This window comes from Streptomonospora sp. PA3 (genome assembly GCF_009728995.1).
Lineage (GTDB): Bacteria > Actinomycetota > Actinomycetes > Streptosporangiales > Streptosporangiaceae > Streptomonospora.
On record NZ_VTZW01000002.1, the window covers coordinates 19,192 to 33,866 of the forward strand.

Genomic DNA, 14,675 nt, shown 5'->3' on the forward strand with positions numbered 1-14,675 from the left:
GGAAATCCCTTCGTGTCCCAGAGTACCGACCCGATGCGCCGCGCCGCTGAGCGGCTGCACATCACCGTCCCACCCATCGACCCCGACCCCGACACAACCCTCATCCAGCTCACGCGCGGCGCAGACATCGCCTGCCGCCACCGCCCCTACCCGCAGGAGGTCGCCCGCGGGCTCGCCGAGGACCACCCGCCGCGGCTCGACATCACCGCCGGCCCGGTCCGGGTGCGGCTGGAGATCGACCCGGCCATGACCTCCCACCAGGTGCGCCGCCTGATCTCCCACCTGCGCCCCGAGGTGCGGGCGTGGCTCGACCAGGTCGCCGAGTACGCCCACGACCTGGAGATGTCCGAGGCGTCGCAGGACCAGGACGGGGGCGACCGTGGCTGAGCGCTACCTCGACGGGCCCGTCTGGTCGGCCCGCGACTCCGCATGGCTCGACTCGCTGTCCGCTGAGGACCTGCGGTCGATGGTGCGGCACCTCGCGTCCTCGCCGGTGGCCTCGCCGCGGCTGCGGCTGCGTGCGGCCATCTGGCACGTGATGCGCCGGGGCATGGCGCGCGCCGGAGGTGGTGCCCGATGAGCGGCATCACCGATATCGAGCTGATCCTCTCCGCCGTGCTGGTGGTCGCGCTCGTCGTGTTCGCGGGCCTGCTGTGGCACCTGTGCGGCCGGTACCTGGTGCGGCTGCAGGTCGCCCACCTCGGCGCGGTCCGCGAAATCCGGGACCTGACCGCCGAGCTGGAGGAGACCCGCGCGGCGCTGGAGCGTGCGACGGGCGGCGCCGAGGACATCCTCGACGCCGTGCACCGCACCGATGGGCAGGGGCGGTGGACGGCGTGAGCGCCCGCACCGGGCAGACCGGCCCCGACCGGCCCACGGCCCTGGACCACATGATGACCGGCCGCATCCAGGCCGCCACCGCGGCCGAGCTGTACGCGCACTGGGTGCACGGGTGCGGGCGCGCGATGGCTGCCGAGGTCGACGCCGCCCTCGCGGCCGCGATCTCCGAGCTGCAGGACGCCCGTGAGGCGCTGGGGCGCGAGGTGGCGGATCTGGCCTCGGCCGACCAGCTGGACCCCGCGGAGGTGACCCGTGGCGACGAGTGACCAGGTAGCCGAGGCCGACCACACGGTGCGGCCCAGCCCCGAATTCCGCCGCCTGACGCGGGTGATGCACGTGCTGGGGCAGGCGGATCCGTCGCCGGAGCAGTACGCCGCCGAGTGCGCGGCGGCGTGCCGCACGGTGGCCGGCCACGCCCGCGACGCCGCGGACCTGGCGCGGCTGCTGGATGTGCTCGGTATCCCGCTGCCGGGGCGGCCCGCCCCTGCCCCGGCTGCGCCGGATCCGGGCGCCCACGGCACCCGCCGCGGCTACCAGCGGCACCTGCGTGAGGGGTCGGAGCCGTGCGAGGCGTGCCGCGAGGCCAACCGCCGCAAGGCACAGCGCGCGGTTGGCACGCCTGGTGCGACGCGCCGGTTGCGGCCGATCGTCCACGGCACCACGCGCGGCTACCGGCAGCACTGGTACCGCAACGAAGCCGCGTGCGCGGCGTGCCTGGCGGCGATCCGCGAGGACTGGCGCCGCCGGGAGGCTGCCCGCCGGACGCGCCGGGCGGGGGGTGCCGCATGATCCGCACCGTCCTGCGTGCTCTCGGCATCCTGCCGCCCGTCCGGCCGGTGCGCCCGACCGCCGCCGAGATGCTCCGCATCCCGCGGGCCCACCCGATCGGCGAGCTGACCGTGCCCATCCCCGTCGTCATCCCGCCCGAGCTGGACCGGGACGACGACGACCGGCGACGCGACGCCATGCGGCACACCACCGACGGCGTCCGCCAGGCCACGGCCGCTCTGCGGGACCTGCAGGCCCTGCTCGACCCGCCCTCGGTCGAGGCCGCACACGTCCGCCGAGTCGCCGCCTACCACCACATCGACGACGCCCAGCGGGCGCTGCGCGAGGCCCTGACCGCGCTGCCCGCCGACCACACGACAGGAGACCAGACCCCATGACCGCCCCCACCACCGTCCCGCGGCCGCGCGGGTGCGTGTGCCCCGGCTGCTGCTGCGACCGCCGCACCGGCCGCACCGTGTGCCGCGAATCCGGATGCTCGGCGTGCCTGGCGCTGCCCGCGCCGCGGCCGACCAGCGCCCCGCGGGGGGTGAGCGCATGAGCGCCCCCCGCGTGATCGGGCTCGACGTCAGCCTCACCGGCACCGGCATCGCCTCCTCCCTGGGCTGGTGCGAGACCGTCGGCCAGGCCGGCCTCACCGGCCTGCCGCTCGCCCAGCGGGACCTCGCCATCGTCCACCTCGCCCGGATCATCCTGGAGACCACCGGGGCGCCGGACCTGGCCGTCATCGAGGCGCCCGCCTACTCCCGCTCCGGCGGCGGGTCGCACGAGCGGTCCGGGCTGTGGTGGCGCATCGTGCGGCACCTGCTCGCTCAGGGTGTGCCGGTCGCCGAGGTCACCCCGAACCAGCGGTGCCTGTACGCCACCGGCAAAGGCTCGGCGACCAAGGGCGCGGTGGTGGATGCGGTCGCCCGCCGGTGGCCGCAGTACGCCACCGGCGGCAACGACAACGCCTGTGACGCGGTCGTGCTGGCCGCGATGGGTGCCGACCGGCTCGGTCACCCCACCGCCCGCGTGCCAGTCGCCCACCACGCCGCGCTGGACAAAGTCGTATGGCCCTACCTGGGAGGGGTGGCCACCGATGCCTGAGGTCCCCATCGTGTCCGAGCTGCCGCCTGACTACGGCGGCCGCGGGCTCACCCGGCACAACGACATCGCCCGCCAGCTGCGCCGGCAGCCCCGCCGGTGGGGGCTGGTCACCGACACCGCCGCCTCCCGGCGCGCCGCCTACAACACGGCGTCGCGCATCCGGATCGGCGGGTACCCGGCCTACCTGCCCGCTCACGCGTTCGAGGCGCGCGCGATCACCACCGAGGACGGGGTGCACCAGGTGTGGGCGCGCTACGTCGGGGGGGATGCCGCATGATCGGCGTGGACGTATCGCAGATGCCGCCGCTGCCCGAGGGCGAGCGCACCCGCGGCCAGACCGGCGAGCAACTCGCCGCCGAGCTGCGCCACCACGTCATCGAGCACGCCATCACCCACGCGCCCCGGTCGCAGCAGACGGCGCTGGGGCCGTCGGAGATCGGTATCGAGTGCGCCCGCCGGATCGGCTACAAGCTCCTCGGCACCGAGGAGATCAACCCCGGCGGCGGGTGGCTGCCCACGGTCGGTACCGCGGTGCACGCCTGGCTCGCCGAGCAGTTCGAGGCGGCCAACTACCGGTACGGGTGGCTCCGCTTCATGGTCGAGCAGCGCGTCACCGTCGGCACGATCAACGGCCAGCCCGTCACCGGCACGTGCGACCTGTACGACCGGGCGACCGCGACCGCCATTGATTTCAAGATCCAAGGCAAGACCAGCTTGCAGAAGCTCCGCCGCCACGGCGCCACCGGCGAATACCGGGTTCAGGGCCACGCCTACGGGCGCGGGTGGGCGGCCGCCGGCCACCCGGTCGAGCGGGTCGCCGTCTGGGGGTTGCCCCGCAACGAGCCGTCGCTGAGCGGCGCTGTGTTCGCGTCCGAGCCCTACGACGAGTCGGTCGCCACCGACGCGCTCGCCCGCGTGGAGGGCATCGCCTCGCTGGCTTCGTCGATGGGCGCCGAGGCGCTGCCGCTGCTGCCCACGGCCGATTCCTACTGCCAGTACTGCCCCTTCTTCCGGCGCGGGTCTGACGACCTCGCGTCCGGGTGCCCCGGCCACACCGGGGCCAAGGCGACTCAGCCGAGTTCGGTCGAGTCGCTCATCGCCTGACCCAACACCAGCAGAAAGCGAGACGCATACCGATGACCACCGCAAACGACTTCCTCATGGGTGGCGGCATCCCGGCCGCGAAGTTCGAGCAGATCGGCCGCGTGCTGACCGGCGCGATCGCCGTCCCGCCGGAGGTTCAGCAGCAGAAGGACTTCAACAGCGGCGAGCCGCTGTTCTGGGACGACGGCAGCCCGCGGCAGCAGATCAAGCTGGTGCTGGACACCGCCGAGCGCAACCCGGAGGACCCCGACGACGACGGGCAGCGCGCCCTGTACGTGAAGTCGGGGATGCTCAAGGCCGTCCGCGCCGCCGTGAAGGCGTCCCGGTCGAAGGGCCTGGAGGTCGGCGGGACGCTGACCATCACCTACACGGGCGACGGTGAGCCGTCCCGGAAGGGGTTGAACCCGCCCAAGCAGTACAGCGCGACCTACCAGCCGCCGGCGCCGGGCGCGGCCGCGAACGACGTCCTGATGGGTGGCCAGCAGCCGCCCGCCGCCCCGCCCGCCGCCCCGGCTCCCGTTCCGCAGGCGCAGGCCGCCCCGGCGGCGCCCGCGGCGATGACGCCGGAGCAGCAGGCCGCCATTGCGCAGCTGACGCCGGAGCAGCGCGCCGCCCTGGGCCTGTAGGCCCGCCCCCATCCCGCGGGGGGCGCCGCTCGCCCAGTGGCGCCCCCCGCCCGCCTTGAACAGGAGTCACCCACCCATGACCCCATATGAGTACACCGACGCCGACGGCGACCAGCTCCGCATCGGCGGCGTCACCATAAGCATCCACGACGGCGGCGACGGCGACCTCGCCGTCGTGCTCCTGCCCGCCGACGCCGACGGCCGGATCGCCATCGCGCGCGCCATCCTGCAGGACACCGGCGCCACTGTCGTCCCCCCGGCCGCCACCGGCACCGCCGACGACATGCCCCTGCGTGAGCGGGTCGCCCGCGCCATCTGGCACGCGACCACCGGCGGTATCTCCTGGGACCTGTCCGACCCCACGGTGATGGGGCGCTACGCCGACGCTGCCCTGTCGGCCGTCGGCCCCGTCGTGGAGCGCGCCGAGTCCGAGCGGGACCGGCTGCGCACCGCGTGGATGTCGGCCCGCCGGCGGGCCACTGACTGGCGCCGCGAGGCTGAGGCCCGCCCGACCAGCACCGTGCACGAGTGCTGCGAGCAGGCACAGGATGCCCGCGCCGCGGCTCTCGCGGAGCGCCGCCGGGGCGCCTGGGACATGCGCGAGCAGGCTGCGGATCGGGCCGACCTGGAGGGTGAGGAGCGCCTCGCCGAGGACATCCGGCACCTGGAGCTGCCCGAGCAGGCCGACAACGCCACCGGGGACGCCCAGTTGGCGGGCGATTCGATCGGCGGTCACAGCGTGGGGGGCTACGGCGACGAGGATGCCGAGCCCGCCAGCACGCCTGTCCTCGCCGAGCGGATCCTCGCCGAACTCCGGCGCCATGACTACGAGGGCAACGGCCGGTGCATCTGTGGAACCGTGATCGGCACCAGCGACGGCACAGCGTGGACGGTCGACCAGGACCGGCACCTGGCGTGGGCCGTAGCGAGCACGCTGACCGAGCCTGCGGCCACTGCGGCCGCCACACCGAGCAGCGAGGCACCCGAGCCCGCCCGCGACATCGACGACCTCAACGCGGCGATCTCCGACACCATGCACCGGCTCGCCCGGCTCGAGGACCGCCACGCCGACCGGGCCGCCACCGTCGACCAGCGCCTCGCCGATCAGTCGGTGCGCCTGGCCGATGTCGAGACCGCCCAGCACGAGCAGCGCGACCGGCACACCGATGTCGAGGGCGCGGTCGCGAGCGTGCGCGACGAGCTCGCCGACGTCAAGCGGCGCGCCACCATATCGGTCCGCGACCTGGTCGAGCGTGTCGTGGAGTTGGAGTCCGCGACTGGACTCAGCGACGACGAGCACCCGGCCGCGGAGCGTCCCCGGTGGCGCGACCGGCACGGCGACATCTGGGAGCCCGCCCCCAGCGGTCTGCTGCGCATCCCCGACCACCCCGGCGCGGCGGCGTACCCGCGGGAAGAGGTCGAGCACCGGTTCGGCCCGCTCGCACCCGTGACCGACGACTGCGAGCAGGCCACCGCCCAGGACGATCTGCCATTCAAGGTCGGCGACCGGGTCCGCAAGATCGGTGATCCCCGCATCCGCAAGGTCACCAACGTCGTGCTCGTCGGCCCGGCCCGCGGTCACATCGTCCTCGACGGCGGCACCGCCAACGGGCACGGCCCAGTCTCCCCGAAGTACTACTTCACCGCCGACTCCGCCGAGGCCGGTGACGCCCGATGAGCGACCAGATTCCCGCCCTGGAGCTGCCGCAGATCAGCGTGCCCTGCACCTACTGCGGCGCCGACCCCGGCGCCCCGTGCACCCTGCACGGCGGCCGCCGGGTGCGCCCCTACGACACCCACCAGGACCGCACCGCCGCCTACAACGCCACCCGCACCACCGCCCGCACCACCACCGAGGAGGCTCAGTGAGCAACCCCAGTGAGCAGCCAGTGAGCAACCTCGATGACCTCGACCTCGACGCCATCGAGGCGCGCACCGACGCCGCCACCGATGACCCCTGGGGTGTCGAGGCCGTCGGCAGCTCGCTGATGGTGATGCACCGCGGCCACTGCACAGTCGTCGCGATTCTCGGCGACCTCTCAGACCCGCAGGCGAGGCCCGATGCCGAGTTCATCGCCCACGCCCGCGCCGACGTGCCCGCCCTGGTGGCGGAGGTGCGGCGACTGAGGGCCGAGCTGGCGACCGCCCGCCGCCAGGAGCGCGAGCGGTGCGCCGACGCGCTCTGGCCCTACATCGAGGCATCCGCCGACCTCGGGGACGGGCGAGCGGTCACCACGCTCGACGAGATCCAGGAAGCCATCCGCGCCCTGGGCGACGAGGACATCCCGGCCGCCGCCCCGCCGTCGGTGCTCATCACCACCGACGACATGGACGAGGCCGCCGAGGACCCCGGCGGCTGCCCCCGCTGCCAGGCCGGGGTCGGCATCCACGCAGAGGTGCGCGGCGGCCGCATCGACTGGCGCCCGGTGCGGATCCACACGATGCCCTGCGCCGACGCGCCCGACCACGACACGGGGGCCCGGTGATCCGGCTCGCCGCCGCCCGCGTGCTGGAAGTCCCGGCCGCCGCCCACCAGCCCGGCCGCCGATCCAACACCTGCGCCGACTGCTGCCGCCCCTGCCTCGTCGGCACCGTCCGCTGCCGCGACTGCATCGCCGTCCTGCGCGGCGTGTACTCCGCCGTCATCCGCCTCTGACCCGAAAGGCCGATCCATGCAGTACCGCATCGAGATCCACACCCACCACGGCACCCACTACGGGACACCCGAGGACGCCGCCCCCACCGACGAGACGGTCGAGCACCTGCGCGGCCTGCTCGACAGCCACGCCGTGTGGCTGGAGCGGACCGACGGCTATGTGGTGATCCCGACCCGCGAAATCCGGTACGTCGGCATCGCCCAGGTCAACCCCTGACCCCTCAGCCCGCACCGGCTTCCAGGCCGGCGCCCGGATCGCGACCGGGGCGGGCACCACCCACCGCCCGCACAGCAGCACACGACCAGGGGGAGAGCGCACACCATGACCACCACCCACCCCGCGGGCGGCGCCGCGTGACACGCCTGCACATCCCCGACATCGACCCCGACCGGGGCACCATCGCCGCCGCCCTCGACTACGCCGACGCCGGTTGGTACGTCCTCCCGGTCGACCCCGGCACCAAGCACCCCGGCTCCGTGCTCGGGAAGGGCTGGCCCGCCAAGAGCAGCCGCGACCGCGACACCATCACCGACTGGTTCGTGTTCGGCGGGTACGCCCTGGCGCTGCACGTCGGCCGCAGCGGCGCCGTCGTGTTCGACGTCGACCGGCCTGAGGCCGTACCGCCCGAACTCGCCCAGGCCGCCGCCGACCTCGCGCCGCCGTTCCAGTCCACCCGGGAGCACACCCCGAATCGGGGGCATTACGTGTTCGCCGAGCCCGCGGGCCGCACCCTGGGCAACGGGGCCGGTTCCCTGGGCCGCGACTGGGGCGAGGTCCGCGGCAAGAACGGCATCATCGTCGTCAGCCCGTCCGAGCACGAGCGTGCAGCTGAAGGCGGCCGGTACGAGTGGGTCACCACCGGGCCCGTGCCCGAACTGCCCGCCGCCCTGGCGGCCGCCCTGCCGGACGCATCTCAGTCCGCCGACGCCGCCACCGACACGGCGGTGCGCGCGTTCCTCGACGAGCACACGCGCGCGGACCGGCCCAGCCTGATCACCCCGATCGTGCAGCGGTTCACCGCCGACGTCGCCGCCGCGCGGTCCCGCCACGAATCCATGCTGCTGCCCGCCGCCAACGCCATGCGGGAAGCCCGCGCCGGGCTGTACTCGGCGCACGCCGCGGCTACCGCCCTACAGAACGCGTTCACGGCCGCCCTGGCGACGTCGCGCGACGGCACCGAGCGCGCCATCCCCGCCGATACCGCGCGCGCCGAGTTCGCCGGCATCCTCGCCTGGGCCATCGCCCAGGCCCAGGCCGCCCCGGCTGAGGAGATCACCGGTGTGGTCGACGGCGCCGACGAGCGCGCCCCCGACGAAGCGCAGATGATCGCGGAGCTGCTCCCTTTCACCGCGCCCCCCGCCCCCACCGCCGACGGCGCGGGCGGGGTTGAGGGGGCGCTGGCCACCGTCCACCAGCTCGACGCCGACGAGCGCGAGCGCACGTCCTGGTGGCCCCGGTCGCTGTCAGCGATCCTCTCCGGCGCCGAGGAGGAGCCGCCGCCCGCCCTGCTCGCCCGCGACGACGGCGCCCGCCTCTGGTACGCGGGCAAGGTCAACGGGCTCCAAGGCGAGTCCGAGTCCGGCAAAACGTGGATTGCGCTGCTCGGCGTCGCCCAAGCGCTCGCCGACGGGCAGCGCGTCGCCTACCTGGACTTCGAGGACACCCCGGCCGGGATCGTGTCCCGTCTGCGCGCCATCGGCGTACCCGACGACCAGTTCGGCCGTCTCGACTACATCGGGCCCGACGAGGCGCTGCACATGGGCGCCCGCGGCGACCTCACCGAATACATCGACCACCACCGCCCCGCCCTGGCCGTGGTCGACGGCGTCAACGCCGCCATGACGCTCATGGGGCTCGATCTCACCAGCAACACCGACGCCACCAAGTTCACGCAGACGTTGCTGAAGCCGCTGACCGCCACCGGGGCGGCCGTCGTCGCCGTCGACCACGTCCCCAAGGCCAAGGAATCCCGCGGCAAGGGCGGAATCGGCGCCCAGGCGAAACGCGCCATGATGACCGGCTGTTCTATCACCGTGGAAGTTGCCGCGCCATTCGGCCGCGGCATGAAAGGGCGGCTGCGGCTTCTCGTCGACAAAGACCGGCCCGGATTCGTGCGCGCCGTCTGCTCCGAAGCGAAATACGCCGGAACCGCCATTCTCCAGTCCGACCGGAATTCGGGCGCCGTGGGCGTTGTGATTCGCGCGCCCGAGGACGCCGCCGAGAATCCGGCCGCGGAAGGAACGGCCGCCGGCGCCGCCTCGGCGCGCATCCGCGGGCTCATGGAAGCCGTCTCGACCTACCTCGCCACTGAGCCCGAGCGGACCAGCCTGCGCGGCATCCGGGACGTCGTGAAGGGGCGCCCGGACGATGTCGCCGAGGCTGTCGAGACGCTCGTCGCCGACGGGTACGTGACGCGAGCGAAGTCCGGGCAGGCGTACACGCACACGCTCGTGCGGCCCTACTCCACGCTCGACGACCTGATCGCCCGATCCTCTGACCTGCATGAAACCAGTGAAACCACCTCGGAACCGCCCGCGGACGCGCCAGAAACCGGCAATTCAGACGTAAAGGCCGAAACCGGTACCGGTTTCACCGGTTCCCAACCGGTTTCAACCGGTTCCGAAACCACCTTCCCGGGCCCCGGTGGGACCGGTTTCCCGGTTCCGCTCTCTATAGAGCGGAACCGGGAACCGTCCCGGCCGGGCGCGCCGGAACCGACCGAGACCGGTTCCGAGCCACCGAGCGCCCCCGCCGTCGGCACCGGCCGCCAACCCGACGCCAAGATCATCGTCATCGACGGCCGCATCATCGCCATGACCGACCGCGGCGGCGTCGTCCTCACTCCCGACGACGGCGACCTCGTCGACGCGACCACCGGCGAGATCTATGGACGCGTCGATGACCTCCCGCACCAGCCCAAGGAGTAGCCATGTTCGAGTACCGCATTCAGTGGAGGCGTTCCACCTGGTCAGCCACGGCAAGCACCAAGTCGCGAATCTTCAGCCGCGAGCGCGACGCGCGCGCGTTCATCGCCAAGCTTGAAGGTGTCGACCGCCCCGACCTCGGCGAACCCCAGATCTGGATCTCGCGCCGGCGCGTCGGATCCTGGGAGCCCGGATTCTCCGGCGGCGCACCATGACCGCCCCCATGCCCCAATGGATGAAACAGCGCCGCGAGGAATACGCCCGCGCCGCACAACTCCGACTGTGCAAAAAATGCCGGGCGCCCGTGCTCGCCGGATACGACGCCGACATATGCGCACTCAGCGTCCAAATCGACCCCACCCCGATAACAGAAATCGGCGAGGCAATCGCATTAATGGAAGGGCGGACCACATACGACCTCACCACCAGCCGCGGCCGAAAAGAAATCCACCACCGCGCCGAACACAACATCTCCGCGCCGCGCCGCGGCCCGGTCTACCCCGCCCACATCTGCGGCCGCCCCATGACCGAGCACGCCGCACCCATGCCCGCTCCGGTTGCTGCCGAGCCCGCCGGCGACCGGCCGCCGTACTGAGGAGGAGCCCCGCCATGCCGAGTCCTATGAGCGCCGATCGGTCGAGCTGGCCATCGCGCACACACGAGGCCGTCACCCGCATGCGCCGCCGCCACGCCGCCCGCCGCGGGCTCACCCCCGCCGACATCGCCGCCGACCCCGAGTACTGGATCGCCGGCCCCGGCCGCGTGCTCGCCGAGGCCACCCCGTGCGGCCATCCGGGCGGCTACCGGCTGACCGACTCCTGCCCCGCCTGCGACGCCGACGAGGAGACCCACCGCTGATGCCCGGCACACCCTGCCACCTCTGCGCCCACCCCACCGGCGACGACGCCCCCGTGTGCACCCGCTGCGCCGGCCAGTGCGCCACCGCGCTCCGGCAGGTGCCCGACCTGGTCGCCGACCTCGACGACGCCACCGGCAAACAGACCCGGTTCGGTAGCAGTCACGGCGGCCGCACCCCCCGCGCCGAGGTGCCGCTGCCGATCGACCCCCGCGCCGCCGAGGCCGCCGCTGTGCTCCGATCGGCACTCGTCGGGTGGGTCCGGGTGGTGCACGGCGACCGCGGCGGCTCATGGCCGTCTGACAGCCTCACAGCCATGGCCGCCTGGCTCGCCCCCGTCATCGGGTGGGCCCGCCACGCCGACTACGGGCCCGACCTCGTCGACGAGATCCTCGCCGCCGTCGGCCAAGCCCGGCGCGCCGTCGACCGCCCCACCCGGCTCGTGCCGCTCCACCAGTCGTGCCGCGCCGTCGTCCTCGACGGGCAGACCCCGGTGCCGTGCGGCGGCGAGCTGTCCGCGGTCCTCGCTCCTGGGCTGCCCGCCGACGGGCAGGTGCGGTGCAGCTCGGGCGATCCGGAGCACACGACGACGGTGCAGGCGATGATGGACCGCCGCCGCGGCGCCCGCTTGCGGATTTGACATATCGAGGTGTACTTTCAGGCACGTTGGAGTTTTATCTCCACGCGCACTCCACGCGCATGAAAGCCCCGATCGTCCGCGGTCGGGGCTTTTTGCATGCCCGCCCCCCTGCCGAGAGGCCCCATGGACGACACTCGCCGCGTCATCCTCAGCGTCGGCTGCGACTACCGCGCCGCCGACGACTGCCACACCGAGCACACTTTCGAGTACCGGGTGCCTGTCGAGACCACCGCCGGCCACGCCATCATCATCGGATGCGCCCAGCTCACCGACCTGGGATGGCGCCACTTCAGCGACTCCTGGTACTGCCCGGCGTGCTGGGCCGCCACCGCCGCCGCCCTAGAGGCCGCCACCCTCGACTGACCTCGCCAGACGTGCCCGCCCGGCCGCCGACTCCCGGCCGCGCGGGCACCCCACCGTCCGCACCAGACCGGCACACACCGGCCCGGCGCGGACCCGTCCCGGCCCCGGCTCCACGCCCGTGGGGGAGCGTGTCGAGCCGCGGCCGGGACCCACAGGCCCAGCAGCGGCTGGGAGGCGTGCGGGCGCCGGCCACCCTCGGACGGCCGGGAACCGTCCGAGGGTGGCACCCCCCGACGCCCACCAGGGCCGCGAGGTTCACACCCAGGCCGCCCCCGGCCACCACACCCGCCCCCACCACGGCCGCGGCTACCGTTAGGGCCATCCCCCCACACCCCACCGGGAGCCCCCATGCACCAGTACGGCCCCTACGGCTACGCGCCCCCGCCGCCCATCCCCACCCACCCGCCCCTCCCCAACACCGGCAACGGCATCGCGTCGTTGGTCATCGGCTGCATCGCCGCCGTCACCTGCCTCTGGGCAGTCGTCATCCTCCCCGCCATCGGCGTCCTCCTCGGCATCATCGGCATCGCCGAGACTCGCCCCGGCGGACCCCGCCGCGGCCGCCCCATGGCCGTCGTCGGGCTGATCCTCAACGCGGCGCTCACCGTGGTCGGCGTGGCGGTGCTCATCTCCCTGATCGCCGACACCACGTCCTGACCGCGCGGAGGGGGTGAGCCCGTGTGGGAGCACAGCCCCGCCGCCGAGACGACCCCGAGCTGCGCGACCGCGTCCGCCAGCTGCACGCCGGCGGGCACTCCCGCAACGCCATCGCCCGCCAGGTCGGCGCGTCCCAATCCACGGTCAGCCTGATCGCCCAGGATCTCGGGCTGACCTTCGACCGGGACCGCACCGCCGAGGCCACCGAGGCCGCCCGCGCCGACCACGCCGCCCGCCGCCGCGCCATCATCGCCGGGCTCTACGACCAGGCCGAGGCCCAGCTCGCCCGGCTCAACCTCGACGAGCACGAGCTGTCCCAGCCATCGGCCGGCCAGCTGATCACCTGGACCGCGAAGCACCTCCCCGCCCAGGACGTCAAAGCACTCATCCAGTCGATCGGCACCGCCACCGACAAGGCCGTCCGCCTGGAACAGGTCGACGCCAGCGACGGCGCCGACGACGTCGCGTCCATGCTCGGACGCATCGGCGACGCCCTCCTCGGCGCCGCCGACCGCCTCGACACACCGCCCGACGCTACGGCTGACGACGAGGTTCAGTGATCCGAATCATCATCATGCCTGCGGCGGGATCGTCCGGACCTGTCAGGCGTGCCTCCCAGCCCGCACGTCGAAGGACCGCCCGGACTTCTTCGCCCGATGCTGCCGGAACCCTTTGACGATCGACCCGCACGCCGTCGTTCACACGCACCACGTGCCACCAACCCTGTTGCGTGTTAACCCCTGAGATCGGCACGTCGACCGGGACGTTCGCGCGACGCAGAACATCCTCGACCGCGTCACGCTCGGCTGCCCAGTCCACGCCTTCGCTCTGCTCACTCATAGACGAATCGTCGCAGGTGAGAGGGGGCAAAGTGTGGACCTCGACCGGCTCACCGACACCATGTCCCGCCCCCAACTCCGCAGCATCGCCGGCGCCCTCACCACGCCCCAGATCGCCCTCTGGTCCGGCGCCGTCGCCTCCGGAAAAACCATCGCCTCGCTGGTCGCGTTCCTGCTGCTGCTCGTCCGCGCCCCCCGGCACGGGCTCGTCGTCATCGTCGGCCGCACCCTGCAGACCATTGAGCGCAACATCATCGACGTCCTGCAGAGCCCCGAACTGTTCGGCCCGGTGGCCGCCCACGTCCACCACACACCCGGCAGCACCACAGCCGTGATCCTGGGCCGCACCGTGCACCTGATCGGCGCATCCGACGCCCGCGCCGAGGGCCGTATCCGCGGCGCCACGGTCGGGCTCGCCTACGTCGACGAGGCGTCACTCATACCCGAGTCGTTCTGGACGATGCTGCTGTCCCGGCTCCGCGTCAAGGACGCCCGACTCCTGGGCACCACCAACCCCGACGGGCCCGCCCACTGGCTCCGCAAGGACTACATCCTCCGCGCCGACGAGGTCGGCATGCGGCACTGGCACTTCACGTTGGACGACAACCCCGGCCTGCCCGAGGGGTTCGCCGACCGACTCAAGGTCCAATACGTCGGACTCTGGTACCGGCGGTTCATCGCCGGCGAATGGTGCCTCGCCAGCGGCGCCGTGTACGACATGTGGGACCCGGACCGGCACGTCGTCTCGCAGCTGCCCACCATCCGCGAATGGATCGGCACCGGCGTCGACTACGGCACCGTCAATCCTTTCGCCGCATTGCTCGGCGGGCTCGGCGACGACGGCCGGATCTACCTCGCGAGTGAGTACCGGTACGACTCCCGGCGCGAGTACGGGCAGCTCACCGATCACGAGTACTCCCGCCGGTACCGGGCCTGGCTCGACGGGCTCGGCGTGCGCCCCCGCTGGCACGTTGTCGACCCGTCCGCCTCCAGCTTCATTCGCCAGCTCATGACCGACCGTGTGACCGCCGCGCACGCCAACAACGACGTCCTCGACGGCATCCGCACCGTCTCCTCGCTCCTGGGCACCGATCGGCTCAGGGTGCACGAGTCGTGCGCCGGCTGGATCGACGAGGCGCCCGGCTACTCCTGGGACGACGACGCCGCCGAGAAAGGCGAAGACCGCCCAGTGAAGGCGAACGATCACAGCCTCGACGGCGGCCGGTATCTGCTGCACACCACACACCCGACCTGGCGCATCCGGCTACGGCCGGCCGCCCTCGCCGCATAGAGG

25 protein-coding genes are annotated in these 14,675 nt (G+C 73.1%); 24 read left to right on the forward strand and 1 reads right to left on the reverse strand.

Going from position 1 to position 14,675, the window contains the following annotated elements; all coding sequences use genetic code 11:
• Window positions 1-12 precede the first annotated feature (12 nt).
• The 23 genes from FZ103_RS00110 to FZ103_RS00220 all read left to right on the forward strand — a co-directional run bounded on the left by FZ103_RS00110 (window position 13) and on the right by FZ103_RS00220 (window position 13,102).
• Entirely contained in the window at window positions 13-387 is a 375-nt protein-coding gene (locus FZ103_RS00110) for a hypothetical protein (protein ID WP_155997922.1), read from the forward strand.
• The gene (locus FZ103_RS00115) at window positions 380-580 is read left to right on the forward strand and encodes a hypothetical protein (protein WP_155997923.1); all 201 of its coding nucleotides are present in this window, start codon (window positions 380-382) and stop codon (window positions 578-580) included. Before FZ103_RS00110 ends, FZ103_RS00115 begins: the two co-directional genes overlap by 8 nt.
• Entirely contained in the window at window positions 577-840 is a 264-nt protein-coding gene (locus tag FZ103_RS00120) for a hypothetical protein (RefSeq protein ID WP_155997924.1), read from the forward strand. The genes FZ103_RS00115 and FZ103_RS00120 overlap by 4 nt, the downstream gene beginning before the upstream one ends.
• Window positions 837-1,106, forward strand: coding sequence for a hypothetical protein (locus FZ103_RS00125; RefSeq protein WP_155997925.1), 270 nt, complete (start codon window positions 837-839; stop codon window positions 1,104-1,106). The genes FZ103_RS00120 and FZ103_RS00125 overlap by 4 nt, the downstream gene beginning before the upstream one ends.
• Window positions 1,093-1,629: a hypothetical protein gene (locus tag FZ103_RS00130; protein ID WP_155997926.1), complete on the forward strand. Its 537-nt coding sequence runs from the start codon at window positions 1,093-1,095 to the stop codon at window positions 1,627-1,629. The genes FZ103_RS00125 and FZ103_RS00130 overlap by 14 nt, the downstream gene beginning before the upstream one ends.
• The gene (locus FZ103_RS00135; RefSeq protein ID WP_155997927.1) at window positions 1,626-2,006 is read left to right on the forward strand and encodes a hypothetical protein; all 381 of its coding nucleotides are present in this window, start codon (window positions 1,626-1,628) and stop codon (window positions 2,004-2,006) included. Before FZ103_RS00130 ends, FZ103_RS00135 begins: the two co-directional genes overlap by 4 nt.
• A 157-nt stretch (window positions 2,007-2,163) precedes the next feature.
• Complete coding sequence (locus tag FZ103_RS00140; protein ID WP_155997928.1) at window positions 2,164-2,715, forward strand: hypothetical protein; 552 nt, start codon at window positions 2,164-2,166, stop codon at window positions 2,713-2,715.
• On the forward strand, window positions 2,708-2,992 hold the full coding sequence (locus tag FZ103_RS00145) for a hypothetical protein (RefSeq protein ID WP_155997929.1): 285 nt from the start codon (window positions 2,708-2,710) through the stop codon (window positions 2,990-2,992). The genes FZ103_RS00140 and FZ103_RS00145 overlap by 8 nt, the downstream gene beginning before the upstream one ends.
• On the forward strand, window positions 2,989-3,819 hold the full coding sequence (locus FZ103_RS00150; protein ID WP_155997930.1) for a hypothetical protein: 831 nt from the start codon (window positions 2,989-2,991) through the stop codon (window positions 3,817-3,819). The genes FZ103_RS00145 and FZ103_RS00150 overlap by 4 nt, the downstream gene beginning before the upstream one ends.
• Window positions 3,820-3,851: 32 nt before the next feature.
• Window positions 3,852-4,445, forward strand: a complete 594-nt coding sequence (locus FZ103_RS00155; RefSeq protein WP_155997931.1) for a hypothetical protein — start codon at window positions 3,852-3,854, stop codon at window positions 4,443-4,445.
• A 76-nt stretch (window positions 4,446-4,521) separates the two neighbouring features.
• Window positions 4,522-6,123, forward strand: a complete 1,602-nt coding sequence (locus tag FZ103_RS00160) for a hypothetical protein (RefSeq protein WP_155997932.1) — start codon at window positions 4,522-4,524, stop codon at window positions 6,121-6,123.
• The gene (locus tag FZ103_RS00165) at window positions 6,120-6,314 is read left to right on the forward strand and encodes a hypothetical protein (protein WP_155997933.1); all 195 of its coding nucleotides are present in this window, start codon (window positions 6,120-6,122) and stop codon (window positions 6,312-6,314) included. Before FZ103_RS00160 ends, FZ103_RS00165 begins: the two co-directional genes overlap by 4 nt.
• Window positions 6,311-6,931 carry a hypothetical protein gene (locus FZ103_RS00170; protein ID WP_155997934.1) on the forward strand — a complete coding sequence of 207 codons (621 nt, stop codon included), beginning with the start codon at window positions 6,311-6,313 and terminating at the stop codon, window positions 6,929-6,931. The genes FZ103_RS00165 and FZ103_RS00170 overlap by 4 nt, the downstream gene beginning before the upstream one ends.
• Complete coding sequence (locus tag FZ103_RS00175) at window positions 6,928-7,101, forward strand: hypothetical protein (protein WP_155997935.1); 174 nt, start codon at window positions 6,928-6,930, stop codon at window positions 7,099-7,101. The genes FZ103_RS00170 and FZ103_RS00175 overlap by 4 nt, the downstream gene beginning before the upstream one ends.
• 16 nt (window positions 7,102-7,117) lie before the next feature.
• On the forward strand, window positions 7,118-7,318 hold the full coding sequence (locus tag FZ103_RS00180) for a hypothetical protein (RefSeq protein WP_155997936.1): 201 nt from the start codon (window positions 7,118-7,120) through the stop codon (window positions 7,316-7,318).
• A gap of 137 nt (window positions 7,319-7,455) precedes the next feature.
• Window positions 7,456-10,029 carry a bifunctional DNA primase/polymerase gene (locus FZ103_RS00185; protein ID WP_186355585.1) on the forward strand — a complete coding sequence of 858 codons (2,574 nt, stop codon included), beginning with the start codon at window positions 7,456-7,458 and terminating at the stop codon, window positions 10,027-10,029.
• A gap of 2 nt (window positions 10,030-10,031) precedes the next feature.
• Window positions 10,032-10,241 (forward strand): hypothetical protein, encoded by a 210-nt coding sequence (locus FZ103_RS00190; protein WP_155997938.1) that lies wholly within the window; start codon window positions 10,032-10,034, stop codon window positions 10,239-10,241.
• Window positions 10,242-10,249: 8 nt separating this feature from the next.
• The gene (locus FZ103_RS00195; RefSeq protein WP_155997939.1) at window positions 10,250-10,621 is read left to right on the forward strand and encodes a hypothetical protein; all 372 of its coding nucleotides are present in this window, start codon (window positions 10,250-10,252) and stop codon (window positions 10,619-10,621) included.
• Window positions 10,622-10,635: 14 nt separating this feature from the next.
• Window positions 10,636-10,884 (forward strand): hypothetical protein, encoded by a 249-nt coding sequence (locus FZ103_RS00200; RefSeq protein ID WP_155997940.1) that lies wholly within the window; start codon window positions 10,636-10,638, stop codon window positions 10,882-10,884.
• Window positions 10,884-11,522, forward strand: a complete 639-nt coding sequence (locus FZ103_RS00205; RefSeq protein ID WP_155997941.1) for a hypothetical protein — start codon at window positions 10,884-10,886, stop codon at window positions 11,520-11,522. The genes FZ103_RS00200 and FZ103_RS00205 overlap by 1 nt, the downstream gene beginning before the upstream one ends.
• Before the next feature lie 123 nt (window positions 11,523-11,645).
• Window positions 11,646-11,885, forward strand: a complete 240-nt coding sequence (locus FZ103_RS00210; protein WP_155997942.1) for a hypothetical protein — start codon at window positions 11,646-11,648, stop codon at window positions 11,883-11,885.
• A 348-nt stretch (window positions 11,886-12,233) separates the two neighbouring features.
• On the forward strand, window positions 12,234-12,542 hold the full coding sequence (locus FZ103_RS00215; protein ID WP_155997943.1) for a DUF4190 domain-containing protein: 309 nt from the start codon (window positions 12,234-12,236) through the stop codon (window positions 12,540-12,542).
• Window positions 12,543-12,565: 23 nt separating this feature from the next.
• A complete protein-coding gene (locus FZ103_RS00220) occupies window positions 12,566-13,102 on the forward strand; it encodes a helix-turn-helix domain-containing protein (RefSeq protein ID WP_155997944.1) in 537 nt (178 codons plus the stop codon).
• Here the strand turns inward: FZ103_RS00220 and FZ103_RS00225 are convergent.
• On the reverse strand, window positions 13,077-13,382 hold the full coding sequence (locus FZ103_RS00225) for a hypothetical protein (RefSeq protein WP_155997945.1): 306 nt from the start codon (window positions 13,380-13,382) through the stop codon (window positions 13,077-13,079). The two genes, FZ103_RS00220 and FZ103_RS00225, sit on opposite strands and share 26 nt — an antisense overlap.
• A gap of 33 nt (window positions 13,383-13,415) precedes the next feature.
• On the opposite strand from FZ103_RS00225, the gene FZ103_RS00230 reads away from it, so the two are divergent.
• Window positions 13,416-14,672, forward strand: a complete 1,257-nt coding sequence (locus tag FZ103_RS00230; protein ID WP_222936402.1) for a PBSX family phage terminase large subunit — start codon at window positions 13,416-13,418, stop codon at window positions 14,670-14,672.
• Window positions 14,673-14,675 lie beyond the last annotated feature (3 nt).